16 protein-coding genes are annotated in these 17,909 nt (G+C 46.4%); 4 read left to right on the plus strand and 12 right to left on the minus strand.

The window, feature by feature from the left end; translation table 11 throughout:
- Positions 1-64: 64 nt before the first annotated feature.
- On the minus strand, positions 65-934 hold the full coding sequence (locus AM1_RS14310) for a lysylphosphatidylglycerol synthase domain-containing protein (RefSeq protein ID WP_012163571.1): 870 nt from the start codon (positions 932-934) through the stop codon (positions 65-67).
- 221 nt (positions 935-1,155) lie between these two features.
- On the opposite strand from AM1_RS14310, the gene AM1_RS14315 reads away from it, so the two are divergent.
- Positions 1,156-1,581 (plus strand): VOC family protein, encoded by a 426-nt coding sequence (locus AM1_RS14315; RefSeq protein WP_010468740.1) that lies wholly within the window; start codon positions 1,156-1,158, stop codon positions 1,579-1,581.
- A 134-nt stretch (positions 1,582-1,715) separates the two neighbouring features.
- Positions 1,716-2,552 carry a prohibitin family protein gene (locus AM1_RS14320; RefSeq protein ID WP_010468738.1) on the plus strand — a complete coding sequence of 279 codons (837 nt, stop codon included), beginning with the start codon at positions 1,716-1,718 and terminating at the stop codon, positions 2,550-2,552.
- A gap of 57 nt (positions 2,553-2,609) precedes the next feature.
- Here AM1_RS14320 and AM1_RS14325 read toward each other — a convergent pair whose 3' ends face one another.
- From AM1_RS14325 to fabI, 3 genes are all read right to left on the minus strand, one after another.
- Complete coding sequence (locus AM1_RS14325; protein ID WP_012163573.1) at positions 2,610-4,589, minus strand: EF-hand domain-containing protein; 1,980 nt, start codon at positions 4,587-4,589, stop codon at positions 2,610-2,612.
- A 756-nt stretch (positions 4,590-5,345) separates the two neighbouring features.
- Positions 5,346-6,827: a hypothetical protein gene (locus AM1_RS14330; protein WP_012163574.1), complete on the minus strand. Its 1,482-nt coding sequence runs from the start codon at positions 6,825-6,827 to the stop codon at positions 5,346-5,348.
- Positions 6,828-6,921: 94 nt separating this feature from the next.
- Complete coding sequence (gene fabI / locus AM1_RS14335) at positions 6,922-7,698, minus strand: enoyl-ACP reductase FabI (RefSeq protein ID WP_010468727.1); 777 nt, start codon at positions 7,696-7,698, stop codon at positions 6,922-6,924.
- A 354-nt stretch (positions 7,699-8,052) separates the two neighbouring features.
- Between fabI and ntcA the strand changes: the two genes are divergently transcribed.
- A complete protein-coding gene (gene ntcA, locus AM1_RS14340) occupies positions 8,053-8,742 on the plus strand; it encodes a global nitrogen regulator NtcA (RefSeq protein ID WP_012163575.1) in 690 nt (229 codons plus the stop codon).
- Positions 8,743-8,760: 18 nt separating this feature from the next.
- Here the strand turns inward: ntcA and AM1_RS14345 are convergent, their stop codons facing one another.
- From AM1_RS14345 to AM1_RS14355, 3 genes are all read right to left on the minus strand, one after another.
- On the minus strand, positions 8,761-10,347 hold the full coding sequence (locus tag AM1_RS14345; RefSeq protein ID WP_012163576.1) for a hypothetical protein: 1,587 nt from the start codon (positions 10,345-10,347) through the stop codon (positions 8,761-8,763).
- Between the two features lie 224 nt (positions 10,348-10,571).
- On the minus strand, positions 10,572-11,450 hold the full coding sequence (locus tag AM1_RS14350) for a shikimate dehydrogenase (protein WP_012163577.1): 879 nt from the start codon (positions 11,448-11,450) through the stop codon (positions 10,572-10,574).
- A gap of 62 nt (positions 11,451-11,512) precedes the next feature.
- Positions 11,513-11,851 (minus strand): P-II family nitrogen regulator, encoded by a 339-nt coding sequence (locus tag AM1_RS14355; protein WP_010468720.1) that lies wholly within the window; start codon positions 11,849-11,851, stop codon positions 11,513-11,515.
- 605 nt (positions 11,852-12,456) lie between these two features.
- Here AM1_RS14355 and AM1_RS14360 point away from each other — a divergent pair.
- Positions 12,457-13,551, plus strand: a complete 1,095-nt coding sequence (locus AM1_RS14360; RefSeq protein ID WP_012163578.1) for an ABC transporter ATP-binding protein — start codon at positions 12,457-12,459, stop codon at positions 13,549-13,551.
- On the opposite strand, the gene AM1_RS14365 is transcribed toward AM1_RS14360, so the two are convergent.
- From AM1_RS14365 to AM1_RS14385, 5 genes are all read right to left on the minus strand, one after another.
- Positions 13,502-14,482 carry a serine/threonine-protein kinase gene (locus AM1_RS14365; protein WP_012163579.1) on the minus strand — a complete coding sequence of 327 codons (981 nt, stop codon included), beginning with the start codon at positions 14,480-14,482 and terminating at the stop codon, positions 13,502-13,504. The two genes, AM1_RS14360 and AM1_RS14365, sit on opposite strands and share 50 nt — an antisense overlap.
- Before the next feature lie 160 nt (positions 14,483-14,642).
- Positions 14,643-15,002: a single-stranded DNA-binding protein gene (locus AM1_RS14370; RefSeq protein WP_012163580.1), complete on the minus strand. Its 360-nt coding sequence runs from the start codon at positions 15,000-15,002 to the stop codon at positions 14,643-14,645.
- A 53-nt stretch (positions 15,003-15,055) separates the two neighbouring features.
- Positions 15,056-16,216, minus strand: a complete 1,161-nt coding sequence (locus AM1_RS14375) for an AI-2E family transporter (RefSeq protein ID WP_012163581.1) — start codon at positions 16,214-16,216, stop codon at positions 15,056-15,058.
- Between the two features lie 63 nt (positions 16,217-16,279).
- Positions 16,280-17,161: a glycine--tRNA ligase subunit alpha gene (gene glyQ, locus AM1_RS14380; RefSeq protein ID WP_012163582.1), complete on the minus strand. Its 882-nt coding sequence runs from the start codon at positions 17,159-17,161 to the stop codon at positions 16,280-16,282.
- A gap of 131 nt (positions 17,162-17,292) precedes the next feature.
- Entirely contained in the window at positions 17,293-17,844 is a 552-nt protein-coding gene (locus AM1_RS14385; RefSeq protein ID WP_012163583.1) for an NYN domain-containing protein, read from the minus strand.
- Positions 17,845-17,909 lie beyond the last annotated feature (65 nt).

Genomic DNA, 17,909 nt, shown 5'->3' on the forward strand with positions numbered 1-17,909 from the left:
ATAGACACAGATGGTCCCCTCTTGATCAGTGCATATTTTCTGGCAAAGAAAGAGAATTTAGATATTAGCCTTCTTTCAGCAAATAGGCGCACCCTGCCCCCATCATCTCAGCCCCAACATTGATAAACCGATAAATCGCGACTGCTGTTAACAACAACCCAGGAGACAGATAGGGGTGCAAGATATCAATAGCGGATGCTTCAAAGACACCCATACCTGCTGGAGTAGGTATCACTAAGCTCAGTAGCCAAGCCATGCTAAAACCACTCATCAATGGACTAAGTGCTGACCAATTAATCGGTGTAAAGGCCAAGACAATCAGGATAAAAATTAGCCCTCGTAGCACCATAAACAAGATGGCTCCCAGTAGAACTCGCAGCGGATAGTATTGCATCTTGACACTACTCACTTGCTTGCCCTTGAGCTTACGAACCTGCTGCCACAAAAAATTGAGAACTCGGGGATGGAGGATCAGCAAAATCACGCCGAGCAATGCGCTTAGCCAAAGGCCGTAGGACGTATTCCACAATGCCAGTCCGATGGCGGCCGCAATGACGAAGAGTGGCTCCAGTAAAACACTTAAGGTTGCTAACTCTAGCCCTAAACCTTTTTTCTGGGCAGCTTTGACCTGACCATATAAATGCCACACACTACCTGGAATATATTTAGCGGGAGTATGTCTTAAGAAGGTGATGATGGCCCATCGTTTAGGGAGTGGATGTTTAAAGGCGGCTAAAATCCAGCACCACAATATACCTAACCAGAGTTGTGCGAAGAGTGCGATCGCAAATGCAGCACCCCCATATAACCAGGCCTGTTGCTGTAGTTCCAGGGCTTTGACATCCTGCCAATGATTGAGCAACGTCTTGATCAGGAAAATAAGGGTTGCACCCAATATTCCCCAGCGAACAAAAAACTTGAAGTACCGATGCATGAACCTAATTCCTAACTGCCCCCGGCTCTGCCCTTAACGTACCCAGGTCAACCACAGGTCCATAATGCAGATAAAAGACTTAACCCTTGGAATGTGCCTATCATGCGCGATCTGTCTCTGTTGATGTTGTATGGTGGGTCACATGAGCATTTCAAGGAAAGGGTTGCACTCCACTGAAGTTTTTGCAGCAGCCCTAATCGAACTATTTGCCTGCGAACATCATGAGAGATATCGGACTAACCCATATTGCCCTCCCGGTGGCAGACATTCATCGCAGTATTGAGTTTTATGCCACCTATGCTCAGATGCAGGTTGTTCACAAACGTCTCGATGGGGCATCCGGTATCCCCGTCGTGTGGTTATCGGATGGCATCCGACCTTTTGTGATTGTGTTGATTCAAAAAGAAGTGGTGCAACCTGTGTTAACCCCATTAGCCCACTTAGGAGTTGGGTGTCCCAGCCGGGAAGCATTGGATCGCCTCTGTGATCAAGCGAAACAACAGGGAATTCTGTTAGATGGGCCTCAAGATTCTGGCTATCCCGTTGGTTATTGGGCCTTTCTACGAGATCCAGATGGTCACACCTTAGAGTTATCCTATGGCCAAGAAGTGGGCCTGACTGTTGAGCAAGCTATCCAACAAGACTAAACATCTCTCACCCCAACATTTGACGAGCACAATCCACATCAGCCTTGGGCAATTGGCCGTCGCGACCCCACCATCCCTCAGCAAGATCGGTATACTGATAAACGGTTGAACAAGCATTAGGGCACAACTTCAATATGCAGGATAGTCGCAGTAATAGTTTGATCACAGTTTTCAGTGTTGCCTTAATTGTATTAGTGGTCGTCTTCAGTAGTTTTTTTGTGATTAACCCTGGTCAGGCAGGTGTCGTCAGCATCTTAGGAAAAGCCAGAGATACCCCATTCTTAGAAGGCATTCACCTCAAGCCCCCTGTGATTTCGGCTGTAGATGTCTATGACCTCACAGTGCAAAAGTTTGAAGTCCCCGCTCAAAGTTCGACCAAAGATCTCCAAGATCTCAATGCTCGCTTCGCCATTAACTTCCGACTTGACCCGATGCAAGTCGTAGAAATTCGCCGTACCCAGGGGACCCTAGCGAACATTGTCTCCAAAATTATTGCCCCTCAAACGCAAGAATCCTTTAAAATCGCTGCTGCAAGAAGGACAGTCGAAGAAGCTATTACCCAACGGGCAGAACTCAAGCAGGATTTTGATGATGTCTTAGAGAACCGTTTAGAGAAGTACGGTATCCTTGTCCTGGATACCAGCGTGATTGACTTAGAATTTTCGCCTGAGTTTGCTAAATCTGTAGAAGATAAACAAGTTGCAGAACAACGGTCTAAACGCGCTGTTTTTGTTGCCCAAGAAGCTGAGCAACAAGCCCAAGCAGATATTAATCGTGCTAAAGGAAAAGCGGAAGCCCAAAGATTATTAGCAGAAACCCTCAAAGCCCAAGGCGGCAACTTAGTCTTGCAAAAAGAAGCCATCTCGGCTTGGCGCGAAGGGGGATCTCAAATGCCGGAAGTTCTAGTTACCAGCGGCTCTGAACAAGCGAATGCTCCATTTCTGTTCAATTTCAATGACTTGCCGAAATAAGTGACTTTGATCGGTCGGTAGCTACCAGTATTCGGAAACATCAGCCCAAGCGCCATCCTAGAAATTCTCGTTTCGGTAAGAAAATTGATGTTGATAGCATTGGCGTCTTAAAGTGCTAGATAACCCTCTAGGACCACAATAGTAAACGTCGACGGGCTCCGTTGGATATTGCTTCTTTAATTGGGTAAAAATCGACTTCCAATCGGGCCTACCAGCCTGAATTTGGTTCTTTAAACCTGTAATTAAATCAACCTGATGCTCTTGATGGAGTAAGTCAAAGGCAGCATATGTAGTTAAAAACTGCAGATTACTCCCTGTGGGGGCACCCGTTAAATACAAATTGAGATCAAATAAATCAAAATTATCTTCTGCTTCTAGTCTTTGTAGCATCTCCAATAACCATTCAAATGAGTCTTGGCTGCGATTAAACCAATAGAAATGGACTTTCTGAAGCTGCAGGAGAGTTGACTCAGCTTGACGCTGATGCAAAATACTTTGTAGTAATGAGGCATAGGGGGTTACGCCAATGCCTCCAGCAATTAAAACGGCATATGTGGATTGATAGATATGGCTACTGGGGCTGTGATAAGGACCATCTAAATACACTGGAATTTTAGGCAAAGCAGTCTGACCATTCCGTTTTTCTGTGAAGTCTCGAAATTGACTATAGAGAGTACCTGTCCAGCTCCCTAGTGCTCGTATATGTAAAGACAAAGTGTCCTCTCGTTCAGGGGGACTGCTAATCGTAAAAGGATGCCATTCATAAGTGGCAATATGGGGGCATCGTAAATAAAGATAGTCAGACGCTTTGAATGTGAAGTCGTGGGGACGAGCAATTTCTAATGCTAGGACATTGCTGGGTAAAACTTGGGCATTGACGATATGGGTTTGTTTTGTACTACGACGATATCGAACAACTTGCTCAATTAGAAAAGCGCCAATGGATACAGCCGCCCACTTATAAAAATGAGGACCATGTAAAAGCATGAGTCCGATCCAAGGGATATACGCTAAATGCATGGTGAAAAAGAGATTAAAATTCCCCTTCTCTCGAATAAAAGGTAGAGCAGTAAACCACATTAACAACAGCAAGAGCATCAGTAATAAGCCGGTCCATCCTGAGCCGTAAAGTAAGAAAAGACGCACAGGATAATCAATTTGAAAAGCTGCTGTTTCTGCAAGATGATTATTCAGATGAGCCACGGTATGGACAAGGCCTAACGAAAAAATCATTTGGCCAACCAGTTTATGGAATGCTAGATGCTCATCAATGGGTAAATAGTCATTCAGCTTGGTTTTTCTCAGCCATGTCATCCAACGCCGCAGGATGGGGACTAAAATCAATGCGCCATTAAAATTAAGGGCTAACCCACAGCCTCGAGCGATTCGATACCAAACAGTATGGAGCCTATACTGCGGTAAACGATAGGCGTAACAAAATAAAGCAATATTGATTCCAAAATACAGCGCTAGAAATAGAAGCTTAATCCAATTGTTTTGGACATAATGCCATCGCTGTAGCCAATATTCTGGCTGGCTCTGTTGATCTGAGCTGTCAGACCTTGGCTGCAACCATTGCGCTGGACTGACAGATAAAATGTCTTTCAATCGAGGAGATTGACTTAGTAGATCCTTAAATTCTGATAAGGATATTTCTTTATTTTGATTAGTATCTGCTTTCTTAAATAGGATGTCTCTGACTTGCTGAAATTGTGCGGTTGAGAGATCAAAGTTTCCCTCTCTCAAGCTACTTCGAATAAATTTTGCGAGTTCTTGCTTATCAATACAGCCATCATCATTGCCATCATGGAGTTGAAAAGCAAATTCGAGTGGATTCTCTTGCGCTTGATGAATGCCGTTGTGAAACTCTTCAAAACTAATCCCTTTAGTTTGATCAGCATCAAAAATATGAAATAGACGTTCGCACAAATATTTGTTCGTCAACTCAAAAGCGATTTGGAATTCTTCAATCGTGAGCCTTAGATCATCGCCAGCATAGTCTTGAAACTTTTGTTCTAAGATTTCTAGATTATTCATGGGTGGGCTAAAGGATAAAGAAATTGTTCGAAGCCTCTAGTCTTTATATTAAAGCTAACCTTTTAAGGCTGACTTTTAAAAAATTAATGAGAGATATTTTTGATATTCTAAAGGTGGAAATAAAATCAGATTTAAGTGCAATTTAATTTGTGTCTTGCAAACATATTGATAAATGTTTATGCATAATACTTGACTGCGATTTTGGATTTTTAGATAAAACCAAAAATTGGATAACTTGAAACTATATAATTTCCCATTAGGTTGGAAAGTGTAAAGCGTATAAAAATGATGATAGTCTATAGTTATTGAAAGATGGTACTAGCAATATATACGTTTTTTCTACTAATTATTAATGATAAGAATATTTATATTATCTAAGCTGAAAATAATATGTTTATATTCTTCTTGAGATGATATATGACCAATCGTTTGGTCATTGCTAACTACCATAGTTCAGAGGTTATTTATAAAGCAAACATTAGATGAGGTCTGAAATCCATGATGTGCAATCAAACTAGCGTTTTTATCTCAGAAGTCATCATTCAAATCTCACAGCCTTTACTCAAAAGCGTTTAGCCTCATCTAATGTTTGCTTTATAAATAACCTCCCAGTGGATATAGTAAGGCAATTTGTTCATGGGCCTTGCTATGCTTTCTCTGGCTATATAAGCTACCACTGCTGAACACCATGCCATTTTTGAGGTAACCAGCAGATGAGAAATTAGAGCTTGGTATGACAACTGTGATGATACTGGCTTACGGTAACCATTGCGGACTGATGCCAGAGCCAACGGAATACGGCTGCTGCTTACTACTGTCTAACGGTAAAATCCAGAGATTACTGGTGGTTACTGGACTGCCCTGATTCGTCTGAATAGGCTCGTCATTTCCAGAGCTGGCCTTAATTGTTTCGGAACTAGCTTCAATGGCTTGGTCAAATAGCAACGCTGAACCATCTGGCGCAAGTGCCATACTGCTATCGCGCTGATTGGGTAAATTCAAGAGCCTCGTTTCTTTTTGGGTGGATAAGTCAATCGTGGCAAAATAAGGGATTTCTACATACTCTTCGCTAGAGCCTACCTCCGTAAGCAAGCAGTAAAGCAACTTTTTTTGGGGGGCAAACGTGGCCTTGAGAATTGAGCCAGTTACTTTAAGCAGTTCCGTTTGCTGGCCCTGATTTGTAACTAAAAACAAAGACTTGGTGAAATCGGGGTTGAACTTGATCATCGTAGCGGCTGATCCGTCTCTTGCGAAGCTTAAAACCATCCCAAATTTGGGCAAAAACTCCAAGGGCTGATCATTTACACTGCTATCCAGGGGTAGGATCGCGAGTCCTTGTCCTTGGGCAATCACTAACGAGCGACTATCAGGAGCAATCAAGAAATCGCCTCCTTGTACATTTTCTAAGAGCTGGAGGGATTTGCCTTCGGGAATTTGCCAAAGACTGACTTGCCCTAGGGCAGCACCGTCTTTGGGTGCTCGTTGGATCACAATCCGACTGCCGTCTAATGCTAGGTCGAATTTGAGGATTTGATATTGTTGGTTATCCAAGACTTGTTCAATTTCGCCAGCCGGTTTTCGAGGGCTGCTATCGAGATCAGGTGGATTGGCCTGTAACCCTGTCGTGACGGTGTAGAGTTCGGGATTAAACTCTCCTGCAGATGCAATACTTTTGGCTGTGGCGGCAAATAAAATGCGATCACCATAGGGATACGTCTTAAACTCTGTGACGACTAGATCAGCAGGCGTCAGAATTGTTTTTTGGTCTTGGGTTAAATTCCGGAGAATTAACCGCCCAGATTCTTCTCCATTGACCCCGATGTAGACATAGGCGCGATCGCGACTCCGAAACGTCCCCGCAAACGGTTGCATTACCTTGGGCCGAGCAGTAGGACTCCGGCGAGCTTCCTTCACTTGGCTGAGCTGAACTTTGAAGTCCGTTCCGTAGGGAATGGGCTCGGTTAGCGTATAGGCCAGTCGTCGGCCGGACCAGCTCAATTTTCCCGACAACTCAGGGGTTAAAGTTAGGTTTTCTTCAACCTTGGGCCAATCCATCGTCCGATTAAACGACAAGATAAAGGCCGTATCTTCAATCCCCACCTGTTTCTCTTGCCAATTAAAGTCTCGAACAATCGGCATTGTATGGTCACCCCCCATGATGATAAAGCCAATCAGGAATGTGAGAATGACCATCACGGAAATGGCAGCACGATCGAGGGGGTGAGGCCGATGCTTCATAGGGTGGGAATCAGGCGGCTAGTCATCTCAGGATTAGAGTTCTAGTCTAGTTCAGGCGTGTCAGAAGTGACCTATTTAATGGATGACCCAGGCTTTACATGCCCATAATCGAATAGCCTGAGTCGACATAGAGAATTTGCCCGGTAATGCCAGTCGATAAATCACTACAGAGGAAGGCTGCAGTGTTGCCTACTTCGGTTTGGGTGACCGTTCGCTTCAAGGGAGCCACTTCTTCAACATGGTGAATCATATCTAAAATGCCGCCCACAGCAGAGGAGGCCAAGGTTCGGATGGGTCCAGCTGAAATGCCATTGACGCGAACGTTTTGAGGACCCATTTCTGCCGCTAAATAGCGAACATTCATTTCTAATGCCGCTTTGGCGATACCCATAACGTTGTAATTAGGCACGACTCGGGCACCGCCTAAGTAAGTCAAGGTCACAATGCTGCCCCCTTCCGTCATCAGCGGTTTAGCGGCAGCGCTCAATTGCACTAAGGAGTAAGCACTGACATCCAAAGCCAGGTTGAAATTGTCTTGTTGGACCGCACTAAAATCACCGCCCAAATCTTCTCGGTTGGCAAAAGCCAAGCAATGAATCAAGATATCTAACTTGCCCCACTGCTGCTGAATCGAACTGAACGTGGCATCTACTTGCGCTTGATCTTGAACATTACAAGGTAAAAACAAGCTGGGCGCTAGAGGTTCAACCAGCTTTTTAACTTTGGACTCGTTCCGTCCTTTCTCATCGGGTAGATAAGTAATCCCCAGATTGGCCCCGGCGCTGTGGAGTTGCTGGGCAATGCCCCAGGCAATGGACCGGTTATTGGCAATTCCAGTGACCAGGGCGTTTTTTCCAGTTAAATCAAGCATGAAAATCAGTTGAATAGAAGTATGACAAGCCAGGGGAAGAAGGCGGTCAACAAAAGCCTGAACCTTGACTCCAGTTCTAGCTTAGAACGAGATGTGAGCAAAACTGATATCTTTGCAGTTGAGGGCTGATTCAAGAGGGAGTTTTTGTATATGTATATTTTGATACATAAAGAAACCCATCAGTCCGCTTAATTTATGTAAACTACACTTTTTGTTAAATCTGACTTTGATATAAACCCTAAGATTGCAGAAGCGACTTTAATTTCACCGTTTTACCTCAGACATAAACACTAATTTTTCTTGCTTGTCTCTTCCTATACATCTTCCGTATCGAGTCAGGGTATGAGTATGTTAATGGCCTCGCCTCAAGCTAATCGATTAACCCCCGAAAGTCCTCTTGCAGCTGTTTTTCGGCAGATGGGGAGTGGACTATTTCCTCCCGTCACCGAAACCTTTGATCGAGGAAAAACGATTTTTTTCCCAGGTGATCCGGCAGAGCGTGTTTACTTTTTAATTAAAGGAGCAGTTAAGCTTTCCCGCGTTTATGAAGCGGGTGAAGAAATTACCGTCGCACTGCTCCGGGAAAATAGCGTCTTTGGCGTTTTATCGCTACTGACGAAGCAGCGCTCTGATCGCTTTTACCATGCGGTTGCCTTTACGCCCGTTGAACTCCTCTCTGTGCCCATTGAGCAGGTGGAAAAAGCTCTGCAAAGTGATCCTGACTTACCCATGGTGCTGCTGCGGGGCTTGTCATCTCGGATTATTCAAACCGAGATGATGATTGAAACCTTGGCTCACCGGGATATGGAATCTCGCTTAATCAGTTTTCTGCTCATTCTCTGCCGTGATTTTGGGATTCCCAATGGTAGCGGCATTACCGTAGACCTAAAATTGTCTCACCAAGCGATCGCAGAAGCGATTGGCTCTACCCGAGTGACTGTGACTCGCTTACTTGGGGATCTACGAGATCAGGAAAAAATTTCCATTCATAAGAAGAAGATCACGGTTCACGATCCGGTAATGCTCGGTCAGAGCTTTGCCTAGGGCTATTTGTCTATATCCTTAGGGTTTGTAAGGACGGTTGGATAAACCGAGAATTTGTCGCTCCTTCTGGGCCGCTACGGCAGTAGTTTGGGCCGGATTGAAGGTAAGGGTCGGTGATTGACCGCTGGCTTCTAGCAAGGCGGTTTCTGACTGTAACGCTTTGAGAATGGCAGCTTGATGCTCTTTCAGCCATTTATATTGTTTCCACTCCTTGTCGTCTGTGGCGGCGGCAATGGCATCGGCATAATGAAATAGATCGGCGAGCTGTTGAACTTTGGGTTTGGCGGTTTGCCAGCGCTTGAGATACTCGGCGATCACGTCCTGATAGTCTTCGGTCTGCTTGTATCGTTTTTTCCACCCCTCGAAGCTTGGGGTGGTCTTTTTGAGATCGGTGCTGTCTTCGAGATCGGTTGCTTTGCTGGGAGAGGCTTGAGCGATTAAAAAAGGCTGGCTGGCCATCTGCCTAGGTTGGGTGGGCAGTGAGAGACTTTGACTGCTGGCCTTCTGCATTAATGTCCAGCCCATGTTGGCGAGGGTCACTTTTTCTGGGGGGGCTGTTTTGGAGGTTGTTCGAATAAAGCGAATTTCTGAAAAGGCATAACCGACAAGATTGGGATCATCGGGAATAGCTAAAGGGGTTACGGTATCGTCGTAGTCTGTTTCAATCCGGTTGCCTGCGGTATCTGCGATCGCAACAATGCGACCCATGGTATCGCGCTGAACCTGATACTTTTCCGGTACGGCAATTTGGATCTCGGTGCGGCTATAGCCCGCGGGTAAATACCGGATAAAAAATCCATTCGGGTGATAAGACCATCGCCCTTGGGGCACGGTTCGATCCTTGGCGTCAGTCTTGGGGTTGCCGGATTGGACCGCAATCTTGGCTAGATCACCATAGCTTTTCTTTTGGTCAAGAGCGACTCTCATGCTGGCTTCTGCCTTGACTGTGGTTAGGGCGGCTGCGGGCACATTGGTAAAAATCGCTTCTTTTTGATCGGCAGGAATTAGCCCCAAGGCTTGCTGATTCAGAGTCTTAATCTCTTCAGGTGTCAGGAGTTGTTTTGCCGTGGCCTGCAATTCTTTAGATAAGCCTTTCATCTCGGCCCGAGAGAGAATGGCCCAAATTAGCGTTTGGATTTGAGCTTGAGGGATATCGGGCCACTTTGCAGCTTGTTGTAACATACGACCAATCAGCGCTCGATTATTTTCCACCAAAGAGGCCGGTAGATACCCGCTGCGTTTACCAGGACCATAAGAACCCACTTGGAGACTGTAACTTTCGACCTCTAGGGTATAAAGGCCAGGCTTCAGTTGGAAATTACCCTCGGCATCCTGAGAGAGATCCGTCAGGGGCTGCATGTCTTGGGGTTGCCAATCATCGAACAGTACAACTTCAGGATAGGCTTTGGCTAAGGATGTCGTAATGGGGGGAGATGGGTTAACTAGATCGGTCGCAGTAGGAACGGGTAGGCCTCTCGGTTTAATCTGGGTGGCTTCTGGTGCCTTGGGCACTTCCACAGGTAAGCCAAACTGAGCAATTGCCCCTGTTGGAATTAACGCCAATGCTGGTAAGGCGAAAAGTCCGAATGTTAACAGTGCTTTCATCAATCTTGAATCCCCCAACAACCTCATTCGCCAACATAAGAAATAACCTCATGCAATTTGCATGAGGTTGTCATAACTAACTATTTAGATTAGTTTGCCCATCTATTGAAGAGATTGAGCAGCTTAAGTAAAAGAATTTGCTGATTTTTTCGCGAATAAAGTCTAATGCAGCTAATTTTACCCTGTTTGGAGAATTAAATGGTTGTGCTGGGCTTGCCAATAACCTAAGTAAAACAGGCCAGCAGTGCCTCTCGCATAATGTCCACAGGAGCGGGTTGATCGATCCATAGAGATAAAGCTGCAGCCCCTTGCTGTACCAGCATCTCTACCCCAGTGATGGCGATGCGGCCACTGGCTTGGGTTTGTTTCAGCAATACCGTGGGATTGGGAGTGTAAATCAAATCATAGACAATGGCCTCTTTGGGCAACTGATCAATCTCTACTGCGGAAAGAGGCGAGGCTTGGATATGAGGAGACATGCCGACCGGCGTGGTATTGATCAGCAAAGCAGCTTGGGGTAATAGAGGGGCAAGATCTTCCCACAGATGAATTTGAATATCAATGGATAGGGTAGTGGCGCAAGTTGATTTGAGGTGTTCTAACTTGGCAGGTTGACGGCCAATGATATGAACCTGGAGACAACCGAGCTGAGCACAGCCGGCTAACACCGCTCGGGCAGCGCCACCACATCCTAAGATGCAAGGGGTGATGGTCGACCAATCCCGATTGAGGGGCTGTAAAGGGGATAAAAATCCTTCCACATCCGTGTTAGTGCCTGCCCAGCCGTCATCGGTGGGCCAAACGGTATTGACAGCGCCCACTGCTTTGGCGATGGCGGTCGTTTCCGTCAGCAAAGGCATAATCGCTTGCTTGTGGGGGATCGTGATATTAAAACCACAGCATCCCAGCTCCCTTAAGCTGGAGACCACAGCAGGGAGGGCATGAGCGGTCACCGGCAAAGGGATGTAGACATACTCCAGAAAACGGTGTTGCTGGGTCGCTAACGCTTGGAGGGCGGCATTGTGCATCACTGGGGATAAAGAATGTTCCACGGGATGACCCATGACGCCCAACAACTTTGTGGCACCCGTAATCTGAACCATGTCTTGGCAATCGCTACTTTTGCATTTTGACTTGCAGGTGCATTAAAGGCACGTCTATCAGGCTAGACGGCTTCAAAATCCTTTTCGCCAGTCCGAATGCGGACAATCTGATCTACGGGGCTGATAAAGATTTTACCGTCGCCAATTTCCCCTGTACGGGCAGCATTGACGATCTTGTCGACAACCATATCGGCTTGGTGATCTTCCACCACGATTTCGACTTTGAGCTTTTGCAGAAATTCAACGGTGTACTCAGAACCCCGATAGCGCTCAGTTTGTCCTTTTTGGCGACCAAAGCCTCGGACTTCGGAGACGGTCATGCCGACTACGCCTGCATTGACTAACGCAATTTTGACTTCATCCAATTTAAAGGGGCGAATGATGGCTTCAACTTTTTTCAACGTCTTTGCTCCAAACTGATTAGCACAAGATCAATGTAATGAATAATCTGACATTAACGAATGAACTTTATGGAAATATCATCATTTTCCAAATTGGAAGTTTGTGGGCCAGGCTACTTAGATACAGATCACAGCTATAAATGTTGATAGACGACTAGGATCTTGACGGTATCAAGATCTTTGAAATTGTAGACTGTCGAAGATCTATCTAGCCACGTCTTTGAAAGCATCGGGGTAAAGGTATAGATATTGTCAGGAAATGCTGGTAATGATGGTTTAAGTATGGCCCAGCGGTTGGCTATAAGGTGGAAACTGGCCAGTTTGACCCGGTGCCCGCCAGTCTAGAAGCAACTTCAACCGTCAAGACCCTAAGGCTTTGCCAGACACTTAATAAGAATTAGTTGCAAAAACTGGCCGACTACAGAGAGAATGAGAATAATTACTCTAACTCAGATTGATGGAATGTAAGCAATCCAAAAGCGTTGTTCAGCTATAGATAGTCTTTTTTTGACGACAGGTTGGCATGCTCCATCGGCGTTTGGCAACATCACCATCATCTGTGATTTGGATTGATATTTTTTCTCCTCCTGTAGCTTGAATCTTTCATGATTGATCCTGTTATTTTGCAGCTAGACAGTATTACTAAACGCTATAACGCCCATATGTCGGCTGCAGTCAATCGCGTTTCTCTACAGCTCAAGCAAGGAGAGATCTTGGGGTTGTTAGGACCGTCTGGTTGTGGCAAAACAACATTATTGCGTTTAATTGCTGGCTTTGAGCAGGCAGATGCAGGGCAATTGCTCTTGAATGGTCAAGTGATTGCTGGCGTCCGGCAATGGACGTCTCCTGAACAGCGCATGATTGGCATGGTGTTTCAAGATTTTGCTTTGTTCCCCCATCTGACGGTTGCAGACAATGTCACCTTTGGTTTGAAGCAAACGAAAAAGATTTCGACTGAGGTTCAACAGCAACGCCAGACAGAGGTCTTGGGATTAGTGGGATTATTGGGTATGGAAAACCGATATCCCCATGAACTGTCTGGCGGTCAACAGCAACGAGTGGCCTTGGCACGAGCCTTGGCCCCCCAACCCCAGTTGGTGCTCTTGGACGAACCCCTTAGTAATTTAGATGTGCAAGTTAGACTGCGCTTGAGACAAGAGCTGAGAGATATTCTCAAAACGGCTGGGACGACGGCAGTGTTTGTGACCCACGACCAGGAAGAAGCTCTTGCGATCGCAGATCAAGTAGCAGTGATGCGTCAGGGCTGTTTGGAGCAAATCGGGACCCCAGAAGAGATTTACCAACGGCCCCAGTCTCAATTTGTGGCAGAATTTGTCACCCAGGCCAACTTTTTGGAAGCTCAGCGATACGGTAACGCCTGGCAAACAGAAGTTGGAGCGTTTACCCCCAGTGAAGGGGGAGATCTCTCGGCTGAGGATAGCCAAGCCGTGGTTATGATTCGTCAAGAAGATTTAATCCTCCAGCCCGATCAGACCGCCTCAACCATCATTCGCGATCGCCAATTTTTAGGTCGGGAATATCGATATTGCCTAAAAACTCAGTCGGGCCGAGAGTTACATGCCCGCTCTACGTCTGCAGAGGCGTTACCCATTGGCACCTCTGTCAGCTTATCAGTCGTGCCTCAAAACCTTAGGATTTTTCTTCAGAGTTCGAGTCAGCCTGCCCAAATAGCTGCTTGATCAAGGTATTTGCACTGGGAAACAGCCATTTTTGGGTAAAGGCACCATAGGCCAACCCAACTCCCAGCATGCCTGCACCCCAAGATGCAGCGGTTTGCAGCATCTGACGCCGTTCAATGGACGGCACTTCTGTAATCAGCTCATTGACATCTGCCAAAGCTTCAATGGCCGAAGGATAGCGCTGGCGGAAATCATAGCGGACCATCTTATCAATAATGTCTCCCAGGACAGGGTTAACGGAGATATAGCGTCGCCAGGCAATCTCACCCGTCTTCAAATCAAAGGAAATTTTGCCTTTGGTCGGATCCATGCCTGTTAATGCTTGAATGGCAATAATACCGACGGCATAAACATCACTACTAAAGTTGGGGCGGCCAATAGACTGTTCGCTTGGCATATAGCCATCAGTGCCGATCACAACGGTCTGGGCAATCCGGCGCTTATTTTTAACGGAGCCGAAGTCAATTAAAACAATTTTCTTGTCTTTCTTGCGTCGAATCAGGTTAGCCGGTTTGATATCCCGATGAATGACCCGGCGTTGATGGACGTAGGCTAGGGTGGTCAATACATCCTGCAAGAAATTAATCACCTTCGCCTCAGGCCAGCGTCGCCAGCCAAATTCTTGCTTGAGGTTTTTGCCTTCGATATATTGCTCGATTAGAAAAAAGTCTTCATTTTCTTCGAAGTCATCAAAAAACTGGGGGATTTGATCATAGTTACCCAGGCGCTTCAAAACTTTGACTTCTGTCGCGAATAAACGGCGAGAGGTTTTCACCGTGAATAAGTCATCGGACTCAGGCTGTAGTTTTTTGACGATACAGCGGCGTTTTTCGGGGTGCTGTGTATCTGTTGCTAAATACGTTTTACTAAATCCACCACTTCCGAGCGCTTTGGTAATTTTGTAGCGGTCGGCTAATGTGGTTCCCAACATGAATGTACTCGGCCCTGCAGTAAATCATCATACTGTAGAGCCGAGCACGGTCGCATAAAATCGTGAAAAAGCCGGTTTTTGAAATAGAAATATTACAATTCATGATCCCAAGTCTGGGAATTATGACTCAGACTTGGATGGCTTTAAGACAAAAGAGCCCCTAAAATTCATCTTCATAGGTGTTGACGGCATTGGGATCACTATCTCGTTTTGATCCCAACAAATCCAACCGATCAACGCGAATAACGGGGCGGGATCGATTGGCACCAGTGTTGCGATCCTGCCAGCGGTCGAACTTAAGCGCTCCAGAGACCCCAATCAAACTGCCTTTACGGACATAACTGGCAGCGATCTCCGCTGTTTTGCCCCAAATTTCTAAACTAAACCAGTCGGGCTGATCATCCCGAGAGCGGCGATTGACGGCTAGGGTGACATTGCAAACGACGCTGCCGGACTCAAAATATTTAACGTCTGGGTCCATGCCTGCACGACCCACTAGGCTAACTAAATTTAAACTCATGGTTGGATTTCCTAGACGTAACTTAGCCAAGACGGCCATAATGCTGATCGATTCTAGCTGGATTCTTCCTCATCCGGCGTTACAGTTGGTAAATCAGCGGACAATTGAGTAGGGCCATCGGCTAAGGCAACGATATCTGGTGCAAAGGTGGGATAGGAATCGGAGCGCTCGTCTTCGCCCCAGCGATCCAAAATATCTTTGACCAGCACTTCTTTTACCCAAATTTGGCCGATCACCATCAGTGGCAGAGCCAACAGGAGTCCCAGAAATCCAAAGAAAATGGCGAATACAATTTGAGACAGTAAAGTGACGGCAGGTGCTAGGGAGAGTTGTTTGGCCATCACGGCAGGCACTAACAAATACTGCTCTAACTGCTGAATCAGAATGTAAAGGATCAGCACGGCAACAGCTTTCCAGGGTGCATCAAGTAGAGCAATGGCCATGGGTGGTATCAAGCTAAGGGTCGGGCCTATGTTGGGAATGGCTTCTAGCAGACCAGCAATCAAGGCATTGGCAAGTACCAGATCAACCCCTAATACCCACAGTCCCAAGCCGCTAAAGACGGCAATCACCGTCATATTGAACAAAATGCCCACAATCCAGTTATCTAAAGCAGAGTCACATAATCCCAAGATGTAATCGACCCGTCGCCGATAAAAGGACGGAAACAGTCGGATAAAAATGCGGCGATATTGGTCGGGGTCAACCAAGAACATAATGGTTAACACCAGAATGAGGAGGATATTCAGGGCCACCAAAAGGGAATTGGAAAATAAGGCAAAAAAGTTATTGACAACGCTTTCGGCAAACGCGGGAATCTTTTCCCGTAGGTTGTCGATTAGAGAATCAACCGGAATTTCGATACCAGCGCTGGGCATGCCAAAGGCTAAGCCAGTTTCTTGAGCTTCATTGATGAGTTCTTCAATGCGAGTCAAACTATCGGGCACACGATCTAGCAACTCTTGGGCTTGAGTGACAAAAGGCGGGATCACCAAGAGTCCGATCAAACAGGCCACACCCACAATGGAAAAGATGGCTGAGGCAACGGCTAGTCCGCGACTCAGGCCCCGCTTCGTCAGTTGGCGAACCAGGCCATTGAGTGCAGAGGCGAGTACGACCGCCGTAAATCCTAACAGCAAGACTTGGCGAATTTCCCACAAAATGTAGAGAGAAACCAAGAAGACAACTAAGCCAATCCATTTCCCTAGACTCAAAATCTGCCTCCAATATCGATATCACTAATTGGAAGGGAAGATTCCCCTCGTGCTTACCGAATTTTAGGAGACGGATTGCGTTTTCAGTAAAGGGAATCCTAATTCTTCACGTTGCTGAAGATAGAGTTGGGCTACTTGGCGGGCCATTTGGCGAATGCGGCCAATATAGCGAGTCCGTTCGGTCACGGAAATAACGCCTCTGGCATCTAAGAGGTTGAAGGTGTGGGAGCATTTGAGCACATAGTCTAACCCGGGTAAGACTAATTGTTTCTCGATCAGTTGCAGGGCTTCTTGTTCATACAAACTAAAGAGCTGAAACAGCAGTTCGGGGTTAGAGGCTTCGAAATTATAGGTGGATTGTTCAATTTCCCCTTGCAGATGAACATCTCCATAGGTGAGAGTACCGTTCCAGTCGATTTTGGCGATGGCATCGGTTTCCTGCAGGTACATGGTCAGTCGTTCTAGACCATAGGTGAGTTCAATGGAGACAGGGCGGCAATCTAAACCACCGCACTGTTGGAAGTAGGTAAACTGAGTGACTTCCATACCATCTAGCCAGACTTCCCAGCCGACACCCCATGCGCCCACGGCGGCATCTTCCCAATTGTCTTCGACAAAGCGAATATCATGATCTTCAGGCTGAATGCCAAGGACTCGTAAGGAGTCGAGATAAATATCTTGGATATCATCGGGGGAGGGTTTGACCAAGACTTGGTATTGGTAGTAGTACTGATATCGATTAGGGTTTTCGCCGTAGCGACCATCGGCGGGGCGACGGCAGGGTTCGACGTAGGCTACAGCCCAGGGTTCTGGCCCTAGGGATCTTAAAAAGGTATGGGGGCTTTTGGTGCCTGCCCCTTTTTCAATGTCGTAGGGCTGAACAATTAGACAACCGCGATCGCTCCAAAATTCGTGGAGTTTGGCAATAACGGATTGAAAATTCACAGCGCTTGACCTGTTTGTAGATGGGTGTCAGTTACCTAGTCTACGAGGCTCGTTTACATTTTGGTCGCTTTTTTTAGAACTCCTCCCATGGAATAGGAAGTGTGGGTGAGCAGTGGAGGACCAAAACGGTTTTAGCTCCAGCGCAATTGTTCTAATTTACGCTTGGCTTCTGGATCGAGCGAGTGGGCCAGTAAACGGCTGGGTGACCGTTTCTTCGTATTTTGCTTAGAGCGAATTTTGGTAGTCGTGGCTGCCATTTCCTTAACCAGTTGAAGAGCTGACATCCACTCCGCACCATAGCCCATCACCGTCAGCTGTTGGGCACGATCAGATGTTGCTACAATCAGCCGGGCCTGTCGAGAACGAGCTTTGGCGCAGTACATTTCAATATAGGTATCCGCCGTTTGGCCATAGTCGGTGTAGTAGAGATCCAGAGAATCCGTAAAGGGCTCACAGACGCCTTTCTCTTGTCGATTCTGGGCATCAAAAACTAGCTGTGCCTGATATCCTTGAAACGCACTGTAGCTGGCAAGAGCATCCGCAAGGTGAAGTCTGGCTGTCTCTAGTTCTTGGATATTTTCAAAAATCTCAGCAGGGGCATGACCATTCTGGTGCTGTGACCAAACACCAAGGATGTTGTAACCGTCTACTAATAAGATCGGTTGTTCAGAGAACGCCGCCATGCTAATTCGTAAATTTTTTTAATATTGCTTAATCATTTCTTTATTGTGACATTTCTGCTGCACTT

Origin of the sequence: Acaryochloris marina MBIC11017, assembly GCF_000018105.1 — a bacterium.
Classification (GTDB): Bacteria; Cyanobacteriota; Cyanobacteriia; order Thermosynechococcales; family Thermosynechococcaceae; genus Acaryochloris; species Acaryochloris marina.

Bases quoted from the DNA above. Each gene is read 5' to 3' on its own strand.
- AM1_RS14310 (WP_012163571.1), bottom strand. From the start codon at position 934: ATGCATCGGTACTTCAAGTTTTTTGTTCGCTGGGGAATATTGGGTGCA.
- fabI (WP_010468727.1), bottom strand. From the start codon at position 7,698: ATGCTTGATTTAACTGGAAAAAACGCCCTGGTCACTGGAATTGCCAAT.
- AM1_RS14325 (WP_012163573.1), bottom strand. From the start codon at position 4,589: ATGAATAATCTAGAAATCTTAGAACAAAAGTTTCAAGACTATGCTGGC.
- ntcA (WP_012163575.1), top strand. From the start codon at position 8,053: ATGGCCTCGCCTCAAGCTAATCGATTAACCCCCGAAAGTCCTCTTGCA.
- AM1_RS14350 (WP_012163577.1), bottom strand. From the start codon at position 11,450: ATGGTTCAGATTACGGGTGCCACAAAGTTGTTGGGCGTCATGGGTCAT.
- AM1_RS14385 (WP_012163583.1), bottom strand. From the start codon at position 17,844: ATGGCGGCGTTCTCTGAACAACCGATCTTATTAGTAGACGGTTACAAC.
- AM1_RS14365 (WP_012163579.1), bottom strand. From the start codon at position 14,482: ATGTTGGGAACCACATTAGCCGACCGCTACAAAATTACCAAAGCGCTC.
- AM1_RS14320 (WP_010468738.1), top strand. From the start codon at position 1,716: ATGCAGGATAGTCGCAGTAATAGTTTGATCACAGTTTTCAGTGTTGCC.
- AM1_RS14370 (WP_012163580.1), bottom strand. From the start codon at position 15,002: ATGAGTTTAAATTTAGTTAGCCTAGTGGGTCGTGCAGGCATGGACCCA.
- AM1_RS14345 (WP_012163576.1), bottom strand. From the start codon at position 10,347: ATGAAAGCACTGTTAACATTCGGACTTTTCGCCTTACCAGCATTGGCG.
- AM1_RS14330 (WP_012163574.1), bottom strand. From the start codon at position 6,827: ATGAAGCATCGGCCTCACCCCCTCGATCGTGCTGCCATTTCCGTGATG.
- AM1_RS14315 (WP_010468740.1), top strand. From the start codon at position 1,156: ATGAGAGATATCGGACTAACCCATATTGCCCTCCCGGTGGCAGACATT.
- AM1_RS14360 (WP_012163578.1), top strand. From the start codon at position 12,457: ATGATTGATCCTGTTATTTTGCAGCTAGACAGTATTACTAAACGCTAT.